Origin of the sequence: Comamonas sp. w2-DMI (genome assembly GCF_040187735.1) — a bacterium.
Lineage (GTDB): Bacteria > Pseudomonadota > Gammaproteobacteria > Burkholderiales > Burkholderiaceae_C > Comamonas > Comamonas terrae.
This window is the reverse complement of sequence record NZ_JBANEL010000009.1, coordinates 143590-158679: the sequence shown is the minus strand read 5'-3', so window position 1 is coordinate 158679 and position 15090 is coordinate 143590. Positions and strand designations below refer to the sequence as shown.

General features: G+C 68.1%; 14 protein-coding genes and 1 pseudogene. 1 reads left to right on the top strand and 14 read right to left on the bottom strand.

Annotated elements, in window-relative coordinates; translation table 11 throughout:
- Nucleotides 1-138 precede the first annotated feature (138 nt).
- The 7 genes from V8Z74_RS11930 to V8Z74_RS11900 form a co-directional block, all read right to left on the bottom strand.
- Nucleotides 139-1617 (bottom strand): amino acid permease, encoded by a 1479-nt coding sequence (locus V8Z74_RS11930; protein ID WP_349709419.1) that lies wholly within the window; start codon nt 1615-1617, stop codon nt 139-141.
- A 300-nt stretch (nt 1618-1917) separates the two neighbouring features.
- Complete coding sequence (locus tag V8Z74_RS11925) at nt 1918-2562, bottom strand: phosphatase PAP2 family protein (RefSeq protein WP_349709418.1); 645 nt, start codon at nt 2560-2562, stop codon at nt 1918-1920.
- A 97-nt stretch (nt 2563-2659) separates the two neighbouring features.
- Nucleotides 2660-3112 (bottom strand): c-type cytochrome, encoded by a 453-nt coding sequence (locus tag V8Z74_RS11920; RefSeq protein WP_349709417.1) that lies wholly within the window; start codon nt 3110-3112, stop codon nt 2660-2662.
- A 180-nt stretch (nt 3113-3292) separates the two neighbouring features.
- Nucleotides 3293-4891, bottom strand: a complete 1599-nt coding sequence (gene purH / locus V8Z74_RS11915) for a bifunctional phosphoribosylaminoimidazolecarboxamide formyltransferase/IMP cyclohydrolase (protein ID WP_066477465.1) — start codon at nt 4889-4891, stop codon at nt 3293-3295.
- A 95-nt stretch (nt 4892-4986) separates the two neighbouring features.
- Nucleotides 4987-5220: a Fis family transcriptional regulator gene (locus V8Z74_RS11910; protein ID WP_066477459.1), complete on the bottom strand. Its 234-nt coding sequence runs from the start codon at nt 5218-5220 to the stop codon at nt 4987-4989.
- Nucleotides 5217-6290 (bottom strand): tRNA dihydrouridine synthase DusB, encoded by a 1074-nt coding sequence (gene dusB / locus V8Z74_RS11905; protein ID WP_349709416.1) that lies wholly within the window; start codon nt 6288-6290, stop codon nt 5217-5219. Before dusB ends, V8Z74_RS11910 begins: the two co-directional genes overlap by 4 nt.
- Before the next feature lie 161 nt (nt 6291-6451).
- A complete protein-coding gene (locus tag V8Z74_RS11900) occupies nt 6452-7216 on the bottom strand; it encodes a M15 family metallopeptidase (protein ID WP_245633356.1) in 765 nt (254 codons plus the stop codon).
- 122 nt (nt 7217-7338) lie between these two features.
- On the opposite strand from V8Z74_RS11900, the gene V8Z74_RS11895 reads away from it, so the two are divergent.
- Complete coding sequence (locus V8Z74_RS11895; RefSeq protein ID WP_349709414.1) at nt 7339-7845, top strand: YqaA family protein; 507 nt, start codon at nt 7339-7341, stop codon at nt 7843-7845.
- A gap of 2 nt (nt 7846-7847) precedes the next feature.
- Here the strand turns inward: V8Z74_RS11895 and V8Z74_RS11890 are convergent, their stop codons facing one another.
- The 7 genes and pseudogenes from V8Z74_RS11890 to V8Z74_RS11860 all read right to left on the bottom strand — a co-directional run.
- Nucleotides 7848-9308 (bottom strand): carbohydrate porin, encoded by a 1461-nt coding sequence (locus tag V8Z74_RS11890; RefSeq protein WP_349709413.1) that lies wholly within the window; start codon nt 9306-9308, stop codon nt 7848-7850.
- Nucleotides 9309-9762: 454 nt separating this feature from the next.
- On the bottom strand, nt 9763-10497 hold the full coding sequence (locus V8Z74_RS11885; RefSeq protein WP_349709412.1) for an alpha/beta fold hydrolase: 735 nt from the start codon (nt 10495-10497) through the stop codon (nt 9763-9765).
- Between the two features lie 59 nt (nt 10498-10556).
- A complete protein-coding gene (locus tag V8Z74_RS11880) occupies nt 10557-11561 on the bottom strand; it encodes a tripartite tricarboxylate transporter substrate binding protein (RefSeq protein ID WP_349709411.1) in 1005 nt (334 codons plus the stop codon).
- Nucleotides 11562-11727: 166 nt separating this feature from the next.
- On the bottom strand, nt 11728-12597 hold the full coding sequence (gene nadC / locus V8Z74_RS11875; RefSeq protein ID WP_349709410.1) for a carboxylating nicotinate-nucleotide diphosphorylase: 870 nt from the start codon (nt 12595-12597) through the stop codon (nt 11728-11730).
- A 121-nt stretch (nt 12598-12718) separates the two neighbouring features.
- Entirely contained in the window at nt 12719-13663 is a 945-nt protein-coding gene (locus V8Z74_RS11870) for an NUDIX hydrolase (RefSeq protein WP_349709452.1), read from the bottom strand.
- Between the two features lie 113 nt (nt 13664-13776).
- Nucleotides 13777-14400, bottom strand: coding sequence for an alkylhydroperoxidase domain protein (locus V8Z74_RS11865; RefSeq protein ID WP_349709451.1), 624 nt, complete (start codon nt 14398-14400; stop codon nt 13777-13779).
- 78 nt (nt 14401-14478) lie between these two features.
- A pseudogene (locus V8Z74_RS11860) lies at nt 14479-15090 on the bottom strand (CMD domain protein); the annotation flags it as partial.

Genomic DNA, 15090 nt, shown 5'->3' with positions numbered 1-15090 from the left:
CAAAAATGCCCTGCCGGCCGGGCCGTGCAGGGCATTCATTTTGATAGCTGGCAGCGCCTGTCTTTTGATCGTTTCAGCCATCAATCCATATGAAACGCATTAATGGCAAGCGAAAGCAGCTTCTGTTTCAGGAGCATCTCAATGCTTTTGCGCCAGGCGCGAATGGCGCATGCCGTAGACCAGGTAGATGAACACGCCGATGACCATCCAGCCCACGAAGCGCAGCCAGGTCAGCGTGGTCAGGTTCAGCATCAGATAGGTGCACAGCAGCGCCGAGGCCACGGGCAGCACCGGCACCCAGGGCACGCGGTAGCCGCGCGGCATCTCGGGATTCTTGCGGCGCATGACCAGCACGCCAACGCTTACCAGCACAAAGGCCGACAGGGTGCCGATGTTGATCATCTCCTCCAGCAGCTCCACCTGGGTGAAGCCGGCCAGGCCTGCGACGATGGCGCCCACCATCAGCTGCAGCCGCACCGGCGTCTTGCGCGTGGCCGAGGTCACGCTCCAGCTGCGCGGCAGCAGGCCGTCGCGCGACAGCGCCATCAGAATGCGGGCCGCGCCCATGAGCAGCACCATGACCACGGTGGTCAGGCCCAGCAGCACGCCCACGGCGATCACCTGGGCGGCCCAGTTCGCGCCGACGCTGATGAAGGCCGTGGCCAGCGAGGGATTCTCAGCCTTGGCCAGCTCGGTATAGGGCACCATGCCGGTGAGCGCCAGCGTGACCAGGATGTAGAGCAAGGTAACCAGCGCCAGCCCGCCGAAGATGCCGCGCGGCAGCGTCTTCTGCGGCTCCCTGACCTCCTCGGCCGAGGTGGCGACCACGTCGAAGCCGATGAAGGCGAAGAACACCAGCGAGGCGCCCGAGATCACGCCCAGCCAGCCGTACTGGCTGGGCCGCGCGCCGAACAGCCAGGCCAGCATGGGCTGGCCCCAGACGTCGCCGGTCACGCCATGGCCCGCCACCGGCGGCTGGGCCGGCGGCACGAAGGGCGTGAAGTTGCGCACGTCCATGTAGGTGAAGCCCACGACGATGACGAACAGCGTGATGGCGATCTTGATCAGCGTGAACACGTTGTTGACGCGCGCCGATTCGCGCGTGCCCAGGATCAGCAGCGCCGTGAACACCGCCACGATGAAGAACGGTCCCCACTCCAGGCTGACGGCCCCCAGGTGCAGGGTGCTGGGCACATGCATGCCTGCCGTGGCGAACACCGTGGACAGGTAGATGCCCCAGTACTTGGCGATCACCGCGCCGGCCGCGATCATCTCCAGCAGCAGGTTCCAGCCGATGATCCAGGCCAGGCCCTCGCCCAGCGTCAGATAGGTATAGGTATAGGCGCTGCCCGTCACGGGCACGCTGGAGGCGAACTCCGCATAGCACATGGTGGCCACGGCGCAGGTGGCCGCAGCCAGGATGAAGGAGAAGATCACGGCCGGCCCGGCAAAGCTGCCGGCGGCACGCGCGCCCACCGAGAAGATGCCGGCGCCCACGGCCACCGCCACGCCCAGGATCATCAGGTCGAACACGCCCAGGCTGCGCTGAAGCTGGCGGCCCGGCTCGTCCGAATCGGCCAGGGCCTGCTCAATTGTTTTGGTCTTTAACCACTGCATGCAAACATCCAAGAAAAGGCCTGCGGCTACCGGCGCGGCAGCTGCACAGAAAGACGCCTTTTCCCGCAATTGCGCTGACGATGGCGACCCAGGCCCGGGGTTTCCAATCAAACGCGCATCCTAGGGTTTTTCTCTACCCTCCGCACTTTCCTGCGGCTTCTCCGGGTTTCCCGCATGTTTTGTGCAGACGGCTTGCCAAACACATCGTGTTCGGATTAGCAGGCATGCGTTTTTCAAGAAGCCTGCGCAGATGGCTTCGCCACGCATGCATATCTGCATGCAAGTCCGCACTCACGCAATTTAACTGGACGGACTGCTGCGCACCACCCACTGCAGCACGGCCACCAGCGCCACGGCCGTCACCACGTCCAGCACATGGTGCTGGTGCACCAGCATGGTGGAGGCACAGATGGCCAGGCCCCAGAGCACGAGCACGGCGCACAGCCAGCGCCTGCCGCGCCGCCACTGCGCGGTGCACAGCGCCAGGCCCGTGGCCACGGTGTAGACGATGTGCAGCGACGGCAGCAGATTGTGCGGTGCGTCCACCGCGAACATCAGGCCGAAGATGCTGCGGTAGGGCTCGGCCTCGGGCAGCACGCGCTCGAAGGCCAGGTTGGCCGGAAACAGAGCGAACACCAGGCCGCACAGCACCGTGGCCAGCACCTGGCGCCGGCCCAGCGCGTCGATGCCGTCGGCATCGACCAGCCAGATCGGCAGCAGGATGAAGAGAAAAAAGGAAAAGTAGACCCAGATGAACTCGGGCACCAGCGGAATCAGCGCATCCCAGGGGGTGATGAAGTCGTGGCGCCGCGCCTGCCGCGCGGCCAGCCAGTTGCTGGCCGGATAGATCGCATAGAACACCGCCAGCGTGCACAGCGACCAGAACAGCAGGCCGCGGCGCCGGGGTGCGGCGGTGGCGGTCGGTGCAGGCAAGGGGGGCGTCATGCGGCGATTATCCGGGGTGCGCCATATCACCGGACAGGCCAAGACAAAGGCCCGATACCTTGCAGCATCGGGCCTTGGGCCAGGTCGTGCGCCCCGGCTACCGGGCGGCACCGGCTGCCGGCCGGGTCGCCAGCAGCCAGCGCGCCATCTGCAGCGACTGGTCTTCATTGATCTGGGGATGGCGCGGCATGATGGCATTGCCCCATTCGCCCGCGCCGCCTCCGCGTATCTTGCCTGCCAGGTATTCGGCCGCATCGGCCCGACCGCGATAGCGCTCGGCAATCGCCACGAACGAGGGCCCCACGTAGCGGCGCTCCCAGCCATGGCAGCGCATGCAGTCCGATCCTTCGACCAGCTTCTTGCCCTCGGCCAGTTCGGGATGCCGCGCCACCTGGGCATCGGCCGCCCTCTCCGCCGGACTCACCTTCAGAATGCGCCAGCCGATATTGGCCACGCCCAGCGCCGAGGCCGCCATCACGACGGCAATGGCCCAGCCCATCCAGCGCGGACGCGGCGGGTAGTTTTCTTCGTCGTCAATGGGGTCCGTCATAGCAAACAATCACAGCTCAAAAAGACAATGGCCAGCTTGCGCTGGCCATGGGACGCGGAGCAAAAAACTGGCGCGAACCCAGCCAGGGACACCGAGGATGCGCCGCCGCGCACCGAAGGTGCCGTCCCCCTCCGGCGCACAGCGCCAGAGAGGGGGAAGCCGCGCCGCGGCTCAGGGGGATCAATGCCTGAAATGGCGCACGCCCGTGAACACCATGGCCACGCCACGCTCGTTCGCCGCATCGATCACTTCCTGGTCGCGCATGGAGCCGCCGGGCTGGGCCACGCAGGTCGCGCCCGCGTCCACCACCACGTCCAGGCCGTCGCGGAACGGGAAGAAGGCATCGCTGGCCACCACGGTATTCTTGAGCGACAGCTTGGCGGCCTCGGCCTTGATGGAGGCGATGCGGGCCGAGTCCAGGCGCGACATCTGGCCGGCGCCCACGCCCATGGTCATGCCGTTCTTGCAGAACACGATGGCGTTGGACTTGACGTACTTGGCCACCTTCCAGGCGAACAGCAGGTCGTCGAGCTCTTCGGGCGTGGGCTGCTTGACGGTCACGACCTTGAGGTCGGCCAGTTGCAGCTCGTGGTTGTCGGCGGTCTGCAGCAGCAGGCCCGAACCCACGCGCTTGGACTCGACGGCGTTGCGGCCCTGGTCCCAGGCGCGCTCGCCGCCGGCCGGCAGGGCGATCTTCATCAGGCGCACATTGACCTTGGCCTTGAAGATCTCCAGCGCCTCGGCGCTGAAGTCGGGCGCCATCAGCACCTCGACGAACTGCTTGGACACGGCCTCGGCCGCGGCCTTGTCCACCGGGCGGTTGAAGGCGATGATGCCGCCGAAGGCACTGGTCGGGTCGGTCTGGAAGGCCTTGGCATAGGCCTCGTGCGCATCCTTGCCGATGGCCACGCCGCAGGGGTTGGCATGCTTGACGATCACGCAGGCGGGCGCGTCGAAGCTCTTGACGCATTCCCAGGCCGCGTCGGCGTCGGCGATGTTGTTGTACGAGAGTTCCTTGCCCTGCAGCTGCACGCCGGTGACCAGCGAGCCGGGCGCCGGGTACAGGTCGCGGTACAGCGCGGCCTGCTGGTGGCTGTTCTCGCCGTAGCGCAGGTCCTGCACCTTGATGAAGTGGCCATTGCTCTGGCCCGGGAACAGCGCGCGCTCGGGCACGTATTCCTCGCCGAGCTTCTCGTCCTCGAACTTGACGCTGGACAGGTAGTCGCTGATCGCGCCGTCGTACTGGGCGATGCGGTTGAAGGCGGCCACGGACAGCGCAAAGCGCAGCTTGTCGGACAGCTTGCCGGCGCTCTTCAACTCGGCCAGCACGGCGTCGTACTGGTCGGCGGCCGTGACCACGCCCACGTCCTTCCAGTTCTTGGCGGCGGAACGCACCATGGCCGGACCGCCGATGTCGATGTTCTCGATGGCATCGGCCAGCGTGCAGCCGGGCTTGGCCACCGTGGCCTCGAACGGGTACAGGTTCACAACCAGCAGGTCGATGGTCTCGATGCCGTGCTCCTTGAGCGCCGCCATGTGCGCGGGCAGGTCGCGGCGCGCCAGCAGGCCGCCGTGCACCTTGGGGTGCAGGGTCTTGACGCGGCCGTCCAGCATCTCGGGAAATTGGGTGACCTCCGCCACCTCGGTCACGGGCAGGCCCTTGTCGGCCAGCAGCTTGGCCGTGCCGCCGGTGGACAGCAGTTGCACGCCCAGGCCGTGCAGGGCTTGGGCAAATTCGACGATACCGGTCTTGTCGGAGACGGAGATCAGAGCTTTCATGGCGTCAATCAGGCAGGGTTTGAAAATAAAACAAGCCGCAAGGCTCTTGTATCAAGCGCTTGCAGCTATTAATTTGAAAGTATCAGAGCATCCTCTTACAGCATCTGGTGGTCGACCAGCTTCTTGCGCAAGGTGTTGCGGTTCAGGCCCAGCCATTCGGCCGCGCGCGACTGGTTGTTGTCAGCGTGGCTCATCACCACGTCCAGCAGGGGCTTCTCCACCAGGCGGATCACCATGTCATAGACATTGGCGGGCGTCTCGCCGTCCAGATCGCGGAAATAGCCCTCCAGGCTGTCGCGAACGCATTGTTCCAAGTTTTGATTGCTCATGCAGTCATTCCTGCGGGCTCGTCCAGCTCGGCGTCTGTTGCACCGCCAGCCGTGGCTACCGTGGCCATGGGCAGCCGGTCCATCTGCTGCCCCAGGGCATCCAGATAGTCGGCCACGGCCTGCCATTGCACCGCGCAGTCCTCGATAGTGTTGATGTGTTGCCTGAACTGTTCGCCGCCCGGAAGGCTGCGTACATACCAGGCGATGTGCTTGCGCGCGCTGCGCACGCCCGTACCCTCTCCGTACAGGCTGTAGTGATCCTGCAGATGCTCCAGCAGCAGGCGGCGCAGCTCGGCCACCAGCGGCGGCGCCATGTGCTCGCCCGTTTCCAGGAAGTGGGCTATCTCGCGGAAGATCCAGGGCCGGCCCTGGGCCGCGCGGCCCACCATGACGGCATCGGCGCCCGTGCGTGCCAGCACGTCGCGGGCCTTCTCGGGGCTGTCGATGTCGCCGTTGGCCACCACGGGCACGGATACGGCCTGCTTGACGGCGGCGATGGTGTCGTATTCGGCAAAGCCTTTGTAGCCCTGCTCGCGCGTGCGGCCGTGCACCGTGAGCATCTGTATGCCCACGCCCTCGAACTGCCGGGCCAGCACCACGGCGTTCCTGTGCTCGCTGCACCAGCCGGTGCGCATCTTCAGCGTGACCGGCACGTTGTAGGGGCGCGCGGCCTCCACCACGGCGGCGGCGATCTCCACGGCCAGGGCCTCGTTCTGCATCAGGGCCGAGCCGGCCCACTTGTTGCAGACCTTCTTGGCCGGGCAACCCATGTTGATGTCGATGATCTCGGCGCCGCGCTCGATGTTGTAGACGGCGGCCTCGGCCATCATGGCGGCCTCGGTGCCGGCGATCTGCACGGCGATCGGGCCGGGCTCGCCCTCGTGGTTGGCGCGGCGGCTGGTCTTGAGGCTGTTCCACAGGTCCTTGCGCGAAGTGACCATCTCGCTGACCGCATAGCCCGCGCCCAGGGCCTTGCACAGCTGGCGGAACGGCCGGTCCGTCACGCCCGCCATGGGCGCGACAAACAGGCGGTTTGCCAGTGGAATATGGCCGATGTGCAGGGCAGGCATGGGAGCAGGGTCGGGGAAACGCCGAAGCCAGGCCGGAGCCTGGACTGCGGGGTCAGCCGGGGATCAAAAAGAGGGCCGGATTATACCTGCCCAAAATTTCAGCAATACGGAAATAGGCCCACCGTGCGCGTCACCACTCGCGCTCCGGGCGGGTCTGACGCTCAGGGCGCCTTGCGCACCGGAATGTCGAAATAGCGGTCCGGATAAGGCTCGTCCTGCAGCGTGTAGTGCCACCATTCCTCGGGCAGGTTGCGCCAGCCGTGGCGCTGCATCAGCGCGCGCAGCCAGCGGCGGTTGTGCTGCACGTCGGGCGACTGGTCCGCGTTGTCGGTATGGGACTGCTCGTCGAACAGATCGAACGGCGTGCCCATGTCGACGGCAATGCCGTCGGCCAGCGGCCCGCGCACCTGCTTGCGGGCCAGGAGGCTGTCGGCCACATCCAGCCCCAGGTCCACCGTGCTGCCCCGGCTGTGGCCCGATTTCTCGGCGATGTAGCCGCGCTTGAACAGTTCCGACTTGGGCACGCGCGGGTAATACATGTCCTTGTTCTTCTGGTCGGACAGGTCCTTGCCCCAGCGCACGAAATCGTTCACCGCCGACTGCGGGCGGTAGCAGTCGAAGACCCGCAGGCGCAGGCCGTAGCCGTCCAGCTCCTGCTGCACCGCGGCCAGGGAGTCGGCGGCCCTGCGGCTGAGCCAGCATTCGGGCGCTTCGTAGCCGGCCACCGGGCGGCCCATGAAATTGTGCCGCCCGGCATAGCGCATGCTCTGACGGATGCCGGGCGCCACGGCCCGCAGCGCCACCAGATCGGGCGGCGCGTCGTCCACGGATTTTTTTGCTGCAAACGGCATCTGCTGGGCGCATCCAGCTATCAAAAGAAAAGCAATACCGGCAAGGCCGCCGCGCATCATCGCTTTGCTGAACATGTTTTTTTCTCCTGGGCCGCTCGCGGCCCTCTCTCTCGCGGATACGGCACGATACATGAACGCCGCTGTACCCGCCGGAAGGATATAGGCGAGCCTCTACACTGCCGCCCATGCAAGAGTGGATGAATCTGGTGCTGCAGTGGCTGGCCTTGCCCGAGTTCGGGCTCAGCACGGTATTTCTCGTGTCCCTGATCTCGGCCACCCTGCTGCCGCTGGGCTCGGAGCCCGCGGTTGCCGGCCTGGTGCAGCTCAACCCGGATCTGTTCTGGCCGGCCATCCTCGTGGCCACGGCTGGCAATACCCTGGGCGGCGCCATCAGCTGGTGGATGGGCCTGGGCGCGCACAAGGCCGTGAACGCGGCGCGCGCGCGCCGCCACCACGATGCCCGCGCACCGGCGCATGTGCAATCGCGCTGGCACCGGCTGGCGCGCTACTGGCTGCGCCGCTTCGGCGCCAAGGCCTGCCTGCTGAGCTGGCTGCCCATCGTGGGCGACCCGCTGTGCGCGGTGGCCGGCTGGCTGCGGCTGCCGTTCTGGCCCTGCGTGGCCTATATGGCCGTGGGCAAGTTCGCGCGCTATGTGCTCATGACGGCAGGCCTGCAGCATGTGCTGGCCCAGTGGATGGGCTGACGTCAGAACTCCGTGTGCAGGCGCACCGCGAGCGCATTGACCGGGCCGCGGTCGGCGTTGTAGGCGGGATTGCGGATGTGCTGCCAGTCGAAGGTGATCGAGCTGTGCTTGGCAATGCCCACGCTGTAGAAAGCCTCCATCACCATCTCGGGACGGTAGTTCAGGCGTCCGTCGCCGATGAACGGCCCCATGCCGCCGGCCGCCAGGTAGTTGCGGTGCTCGGGCGACAGGAAGTTGCGCGCCAGGCCCAGGCCCAGGTGGTCCTGCGCCCGGCCCCATGAGCGCCCCCTGATCAGCAGGCCGCCGGACAGCGAACGGTCGATCTCGGTGAACGCATAGATCTCGGTCTTGCCGTCGGCCCAGCTGGCGCGCGCGAACAGGCCCACGTCGTCCGACAAGGCCTGCTCCAGGTTCAGACCGAAGCCGTGCTTGCTCTGCGCGCCATGGCGCACCTGGTTGAGGTCGGGCACCTCGCCGGTCTGGGCGCCCAGGCGCGTGGCATCGTCGTAGCGGGACATCACCGCATGGTTGCGGAACACCAGGGCGCGCAGCTTGCCGGGGCGGCCGGCGATCGTGTGCGCATGCTCGATCTCCAGCTGGTCGCCGTAGTGCTTGAAGATGCGATAGTCCAGCGGCTGGCCGTTGGGCTCCTTGGGCTGGACGAAGCGGCCGAAGCGCACCGCCCAGTCGTCGTGGTACCACTCGAGCACGGCGCCCCAGGAATAGCCGCGCGCGTCGGCCGCGTAGTCGTAGGCGCCGTAGGTCATCATCGACCAGTTCATGAACTGGGTGCGCGGATCGTGGTTGTAGGCGTTGTCGTCGAACATGTCGATGACGGCCAGGTTGCCCACGGTCAGCACCGTGCGGCGCCTGTCCGCCATGCCGGCGAGCTGGCCGGCGCCGGACTCCACGGCCTCCAGCTGCCCGCCCCGGTTCCAGGTCTGGCGCAGATAGGCCCTGGCGCGGTACATCCTGAACTGCGCGCCCGAGGTCTTGGCCAGCTCGCCGTTGGTCGGGCCGCCCAGGCCCGCCAGGTGGGACAGCGCAATGCCCTGGGCGCCTTCCAGATCCAGGTAGGCCTCGCCGCCCTCCCAGGGCCGGAAGCCGAACGAGGCGGTCGCCGTCAGCGAATAGCTGCGCTCCTTCTCGGGCCGCAGGCTCATCGCACCGCTGTAGGGAGCGTGAAAGCCGGGCTTGCGCTGCCACACATAGGTACTCTGGAACTTGGCGTTCCAGTTTTCCTGCGGCACCACGGTGCCGCTGCCTGCGGCTTGCGCGCCGGCCGGCACCGACGCGGACAGGGCCAGCACCGACGGATCCTCCGGCTGGTCCTGCGCCGTGGCCGGCAGCGCCCAGGCCAGGCCGAAACCCAGTGCCGCGGCGCCCAGCAGGGCGGCATGCCGGCGCTGCCGCAGGGAAGGCTGCCCGCAGGGCTGGCGGAGGAAACAGTATTTCTGACGCATTTTTTCTCCTCGATACGCGTTCAAGCGCGAACGATTTGCCTGGGCAGCGCGCACAGCTTGGGAAAGAGGCCAGCCGTCCCGCCACGGCCGCCTTGCGGCCAGCCCGGCGCAGGCGGCCGAAAGCCGCGCGCCGGCAACTGTCCGAAGAGGACGGATTCCTGCGGGAAGGGGATGGATAAGGCCGGTGCAACCCATGGCTGCTGGCCCGAAGGCCGTGCTATCGCGTGAGCACGGCAAGACAAGACGTCAGCGAGCCCAAGCCATGCCGATGCAATGCACCGGCCTACAACTATCACTTGCGCTGTTAGTCACTGCCGTCCTTATGAAATGGAATTGGCGCGGATTATAGGCAGCATATATTGCAGCGCAACAAAATCATCGGCGTTGCGGCCCGGGCGCCACAAAAGCCCCTGCAACCGCGACCAGTCACCAAACCGTCATCGAACGCAGGCCGTCACCCCCTGCGGCGCAGGAAGTCCTGCAGCAGGCGGCTGACCTCGGCCGCAGCCTCCATGGGCGCCATATGGCCGCAGTCCTCGAGCACCTCCAGCCGAGCCTGGGGCAGCATGGCGGCCATGGCTTCGTGCCGCGCCACCGGGCTCCACAGGTCCTGGCGCCCCACCATCAGCAGCACCGGGCATTGCAGCGCCGCGAACACGGCCTGCGCATCGGGGCGGTGCAGCAGGGCATGGACCTGGGCCTCGAAGCGCTGGGGCGAGCCGCGCTCCAGCATGTCCAGCACCTGCTCGAACAGGGGGGAGTGGCGCAGCCGGGGATGGACCATGCCGCCGGCCCATTGCCGTCCCATGGCGCGCATGCCCTGGGCCTTGGCCAGCTTGACCAGGGCCAGCCGCGTGCTGCGCTCGCGCTGGCCGGCCTCGCCGGGCGCCAGCGCATCCAGGCCCGTGTCCATGAGCACCAGCGCCGCCACCCGCCCGGGAACCCTGCGCACCAGCTCCATGGCGACGCGCCCGCCCATGGAATGGCCGACCACGGCCAGCGGCCCCGGCGGCGCGGCGGACAGAACCGCATCGGCCATGGCTTCGATGGACGCGGCCATACCGTAGTCCGCCATCACGCATTCATGGAACGGCGACAGGGCCGCGTGCTGCGCGGCCCAGACGGCGCCGTCGCACATCAGCCCCGGCAGCAGGACAACGGCAGGCGGGGACGATGGCAGGGCAGGCATGGCGGTTCAGGCTGGGGAAAAACAAGGCCCGAGTATGCCGCCAGCCGCGACCTTTCTTCTCAATCCACCTTGAGCCCGAGCCGGGCAGCCACGGCCGCATAGCGGTCGATATCGGCGGCGATGAGCTGGCCGAACTGGGCCGGGGTTTCCCTGGCCGGGGTGTAGCCCTGCTCGCGCAGCGACTGCTGCATCCCGGGCTCGGCCAGGATCTGCGCCAGCGCCTCGTGCAGATGGTTCACCACCGGCTCCGGCGTGGCGGCCGGCGCCAGCAGTCCGTGCCACTGCTCCACGGCAAAGCCCGCCACGCCCTGCTCAGCCACCGTGGGCACGTCGGGCAACTGGGCCGCACGGGCCGGCGCCGTGATCGCGATGGCGCGCACGCGGCCCGCCGCCATGAGCGGCGCGGCGCTGCTGGCCGTCACCACGGCCAGGGGCACCTGAGCGGCCGCCACCGCCGTGATGGCCGGTCCGCACCCCTTGTAGGGCACGTGCTGCAGGCTGACGTGCGTGGCCTGGGCCAGCATCTCGCCCGCCATGTGCTGGGGCGTGCCGTTGCCACAGGAGGCAAACGGCAGCGGCCGCTCGGCGGTCGAGCCGGCCAGCGCATCGCGCAGGTCCCGGACGCTGCTCTGCTCGGGCACCACCAGCACCGAGGCGATAGTGCCCGCATTGAACACGGCCTTGAAGTCCCGGCGCGGATCGAAATCCAGATGCCGGTAGACGCCGGGATTGATGGCGAACGAACTGTTGACCATCAGCAGCGTGGCGCCGTCGGGCACGGCCTCGGCCACGGCGCGCGCGCCGATGTTGCCGCTGGCGCCGGGCCGGTTCTCCACCATCACGGGCTGGCCCAGGCGCTGCTGCAGCGCCGCGCCCAGGCGGCGTGCCAGCAGGTCCGTTCCGCCGCCCGGCGGAAAGGTCACGACAATGGTGACGGGCTTCTCGAAACGCACGGCGGCCGCGCCGCTGCGCGACAGCCATAGCCCCGCCGCAGCGCTGGCCAGCGCTGCGGCCGCCAGGATCCAGGCTCCGCGCCACCTCAAAAGATGCTGTGTGACTGGCATGACTCTCCTTCCTCCTGATGTGCCCTGCTCACCAGACTGGCGCAATACAGGCCGGCGACGCCAGGCAAGGGCCTGGGCGGCCCCGCCGCCCCGCAGCGATGGCGCCGTCCCGTGGCACGTCGCCCTTCCGGGGGAAAGCCGCACAGCGGCTCGGGGGAAGCTCATCTCAGGCGTCCAGGCCGATGTCGAGCACCTTGGCGCTGTGCGTGAGCCAGCCCACGGCGATCTGGTCCACGCCGGTGGCCGCGACCGCCGGCGCCGTCTCGGGCGTGATGCGGCCCGAGGCCTCGGTGATGGCCCGGCCCTTGCACATGGCCACGGCCGTGCGCAGGTCATCCAAGCTCATGTTGTCCAGCAGCACCACGTCCACGCCCAGCTGCAGCGCGACATCCAGCTGCGCCAGCGTGTCCACCTCCAGCTCGATCTTGACCATGTGGCCCACGCCGGCACGGGCCCGGCCCACGGCCGTGGCCACGTCGCCGGCCAGCGCGATATGGTTGTCCTTGATGAGCACGGCATCGTCGAGGCCGAAGCGGTGGTTGCTGCCCCCGCCCACGCGCACCGCGTATTTCTGCAGCGCGCGCAGGCCCGGCATGGTCTTGCGCGTGCAGGTCACGCGCGTGCCCCAGGCCCGGATGGCCTCGGCAATGGCATGCGTGGCCGAGGCCACGCCGCTCAGATGGCACAGGTAGTTGAGCGCCGTGCGCTCGGCGCTCAGGATGGCGCGGCTCCTGCCGCGGATGCGTGCGATCTCCATGCCGGGCTTGAGCACCGTGCCGTCCTGGCAGGCGGCCTGGAATTCCATGCGGGCATCCATCAGCGTGAAGGCCAGGCGCGCCAGGTCCAGGCCGGCCAGCACGCCGTCCTGGCGCGCCACCAGGCGCAGTTCGTCGCAGGCATCGGCCGGCACGATGGTGTCGGTCGTCAGGTCTCCGGCGCGGCCCAGGTCTTCCAGCAAGGCCATGCGCACCAGCGGCTCCAGCATCACGTCCGGCAAAGGGGAAACAGGCAATGCGTTCACGGTATTAATGCTCATTTTGAGTATTTGTATAGAAAAAAGAAACGCGATGCATGTCTGTTTCATCGCGCACGGCATTTATGCTAATCCTGAGCATTATTCGCGTCAAGCGGAAAACCGCCCTGGCAGCGTCAGCGATTCATGCGGTGCGGGCCAGCGGCAGCTTGTTGCCGGAAATCGCGCGCTCCAGCATCACATTGCGCCGGAAGCGGAACAGCTTGGCCGGGCGTCCCGCAGTGCCCATGACCATCTGCCCGGTCTCCTCCACCAGGGCCTGCTGCTCGATCTGGCGCCTGAAGTTCTGCTTGTGCAGGCCGCGCCCGGCCAGCGCCTCCACGGCCTGCTGCAGCTGCAGCAGCGAGAACTCGGGCGGCATCAGCTCGAACACCACGGGCCGGTACTTGATCTTGGCGCGCAGCCGCGCGATGCCGGTGGCCAGAATGCGCCGGTGGTCGTTGCTCATGGCCGCGCCCGCGACCAGGCAGCCGGCCGACGCGGCCACGCCGTCGCGCCAGGCTTCGGGAACCAGGCCGGCCTCGAACAACAGCTCATAGCGCTGCAGCACCAGCTCCTCGTTCCACTCGTTGCCCTCAAGGCCAAAAGTCATTGAAACCCTCTGCCATCGAGCACTTCGCGCTACGTTATCCGAAGCATTTTCGCTCCAGGCCTTCAGGCCCGGCAAGATCTGCGCGGCCATCACCGGCGGTTCGCCCTCGCGCCAGTCTTCCCAGGGAAAGTAGCGGTACCAGTCCTGCCAGCCGGGCTGGGCCACGTCCGCCACGGCGCCATCCAGCTCGCGCGTCAGCGCCAGGTAGCTGATGGAGATGGCGCGCATGCCCACTTCCTGCGAGCGGTCGCGGTCGGCAAAGGTATAGAGCTGCTCCACATAGCCCAGCGGGTGGTGGGTCTGCGTCTCCACCCAGGCGCGCAGGCTGGCCTGCAGCGAGCGGTGGTTGGCGGTGAACGGACCGGCAGGCAGGGTCCGCCCGGCCCGCGTGGTCAGGATGCGCGGCTGGCCCGCGGTGACGGCCACCAGCACCGCCACCAGATCGGCTTGCACCGAATGTTGCTCGGACTCGTTCAATGGATTCAATGGCGGATTCCGCTCAGACGTTGGACAGGGGAAACAGGCGGACAGGCGGCCGCTGCAACGCGCCCGGCACAGGCACTCAAAAGCCTGCGGCCAGCCGAAGCCCGCTATCGTACCGTAGCCCGTCCCCCCTCCAGGCCCTGGGAATACGCAGCCGAGCCCAGCGACAGCATGAGCCGGTTGGCCCAGTTGAAGAAGGCGGCCGCATGCAGCAGGTCGGCCACGGCCCGCGCGTCCAGCCCCTGCTGGCGCAGCGCCGCGATATGGCCGGCCGTGAGCCCGTGCGGCGTGTCCGTGAGCGCCACGGCGGCATCGACGATGGCATTCCAGCGCGGGCCCAGGTCGGCCTGCACGCCCTCGTCCAGCAGTCGCTGCACATCGTCCCGGCGGCGCGCGAAATGGCTGGCAAAGCGCGCATGCACCGAAGCGCAGTAGATGCAGCCGTTGCGGCGCGAAGCGGCCGCCGCCGCCAGCTCGCGCTCGGCGCGCGGCAGGCCGGCTTCTGGGTTGTAGAAGATGTCCTTGTCGGCGCGCGTGCGGGCGCCCAGCGTGTCCGGGTCGCGCGCCAGCAGCCGGAAGTACGGCGACTTGGCGCGCGCCGCGTCCACCAGGCCCGCATGGTGGCGCGGCGTCAGCGCCGCTTCGTCCAGCGGCGCAAGCCAGGGCTGCCAGTCCAGCTCGGCCTGGGTGAAGACCACGGGCTCGGCGCCCGGCGCCGCGGCCTCCTGCACCGGCGCCGCCGCCTTTGCGCAGGCGCTGCGCTGCGGCACGGGTGCATCGCTGTCCCAGCCGGCCTCCAGCACCTGCAGGCCGGCCACCACGCGCAGCTGGAAACTCAGAAAAGCCACCAGCTGAGAGAGCACGACGATATCGTCGGCCGTCCAGCCCGCGGCCTCCAGCGCGCGCAACCGCCCGGGCTGCGCATCGCGCGGATGAAAGACCAGGAAATGCGCATGCCGCAAGCCGGCTACCAAGCGGGTGTCCAGCACGGCCTGCAGGGCCTCGGGCAGCGCGAACTCGGGGCCCGCCTGGTCTTCAATCGCCAGCGGGCCTGCGGGATAGCGGCCGTAAGGGCCCCGGGTCCGGCCGGCATCTGCCGCCTGCGCCACGGCCCCGGCCCACTGCGGCGCCAGCGCCTGCAGCGCACGCAGGTGGAAGTCCGCTGCATGTGGCTGTCGGTGCAGGCCGGCCACAAAGGCCGCCACCGCATGGCGCTCGGCCGGCGCCACCTGGCCGGCCGCCGGCGCCGCGGGCGAGAACAGGGCTTGATGGGTTTTCTGGGCCTGGGCACGGGTTTCAGGGCGCGCCCGGCGCAGGCCGTCCAGCCAGCTGCCTGCGGCAATGCCAGCCAGCTGGTCGATCACATCGGCGGGCTGCCCGGATACGGCAGGCGCCTGGGGCTCTTGCAGCAATTCGGTCAT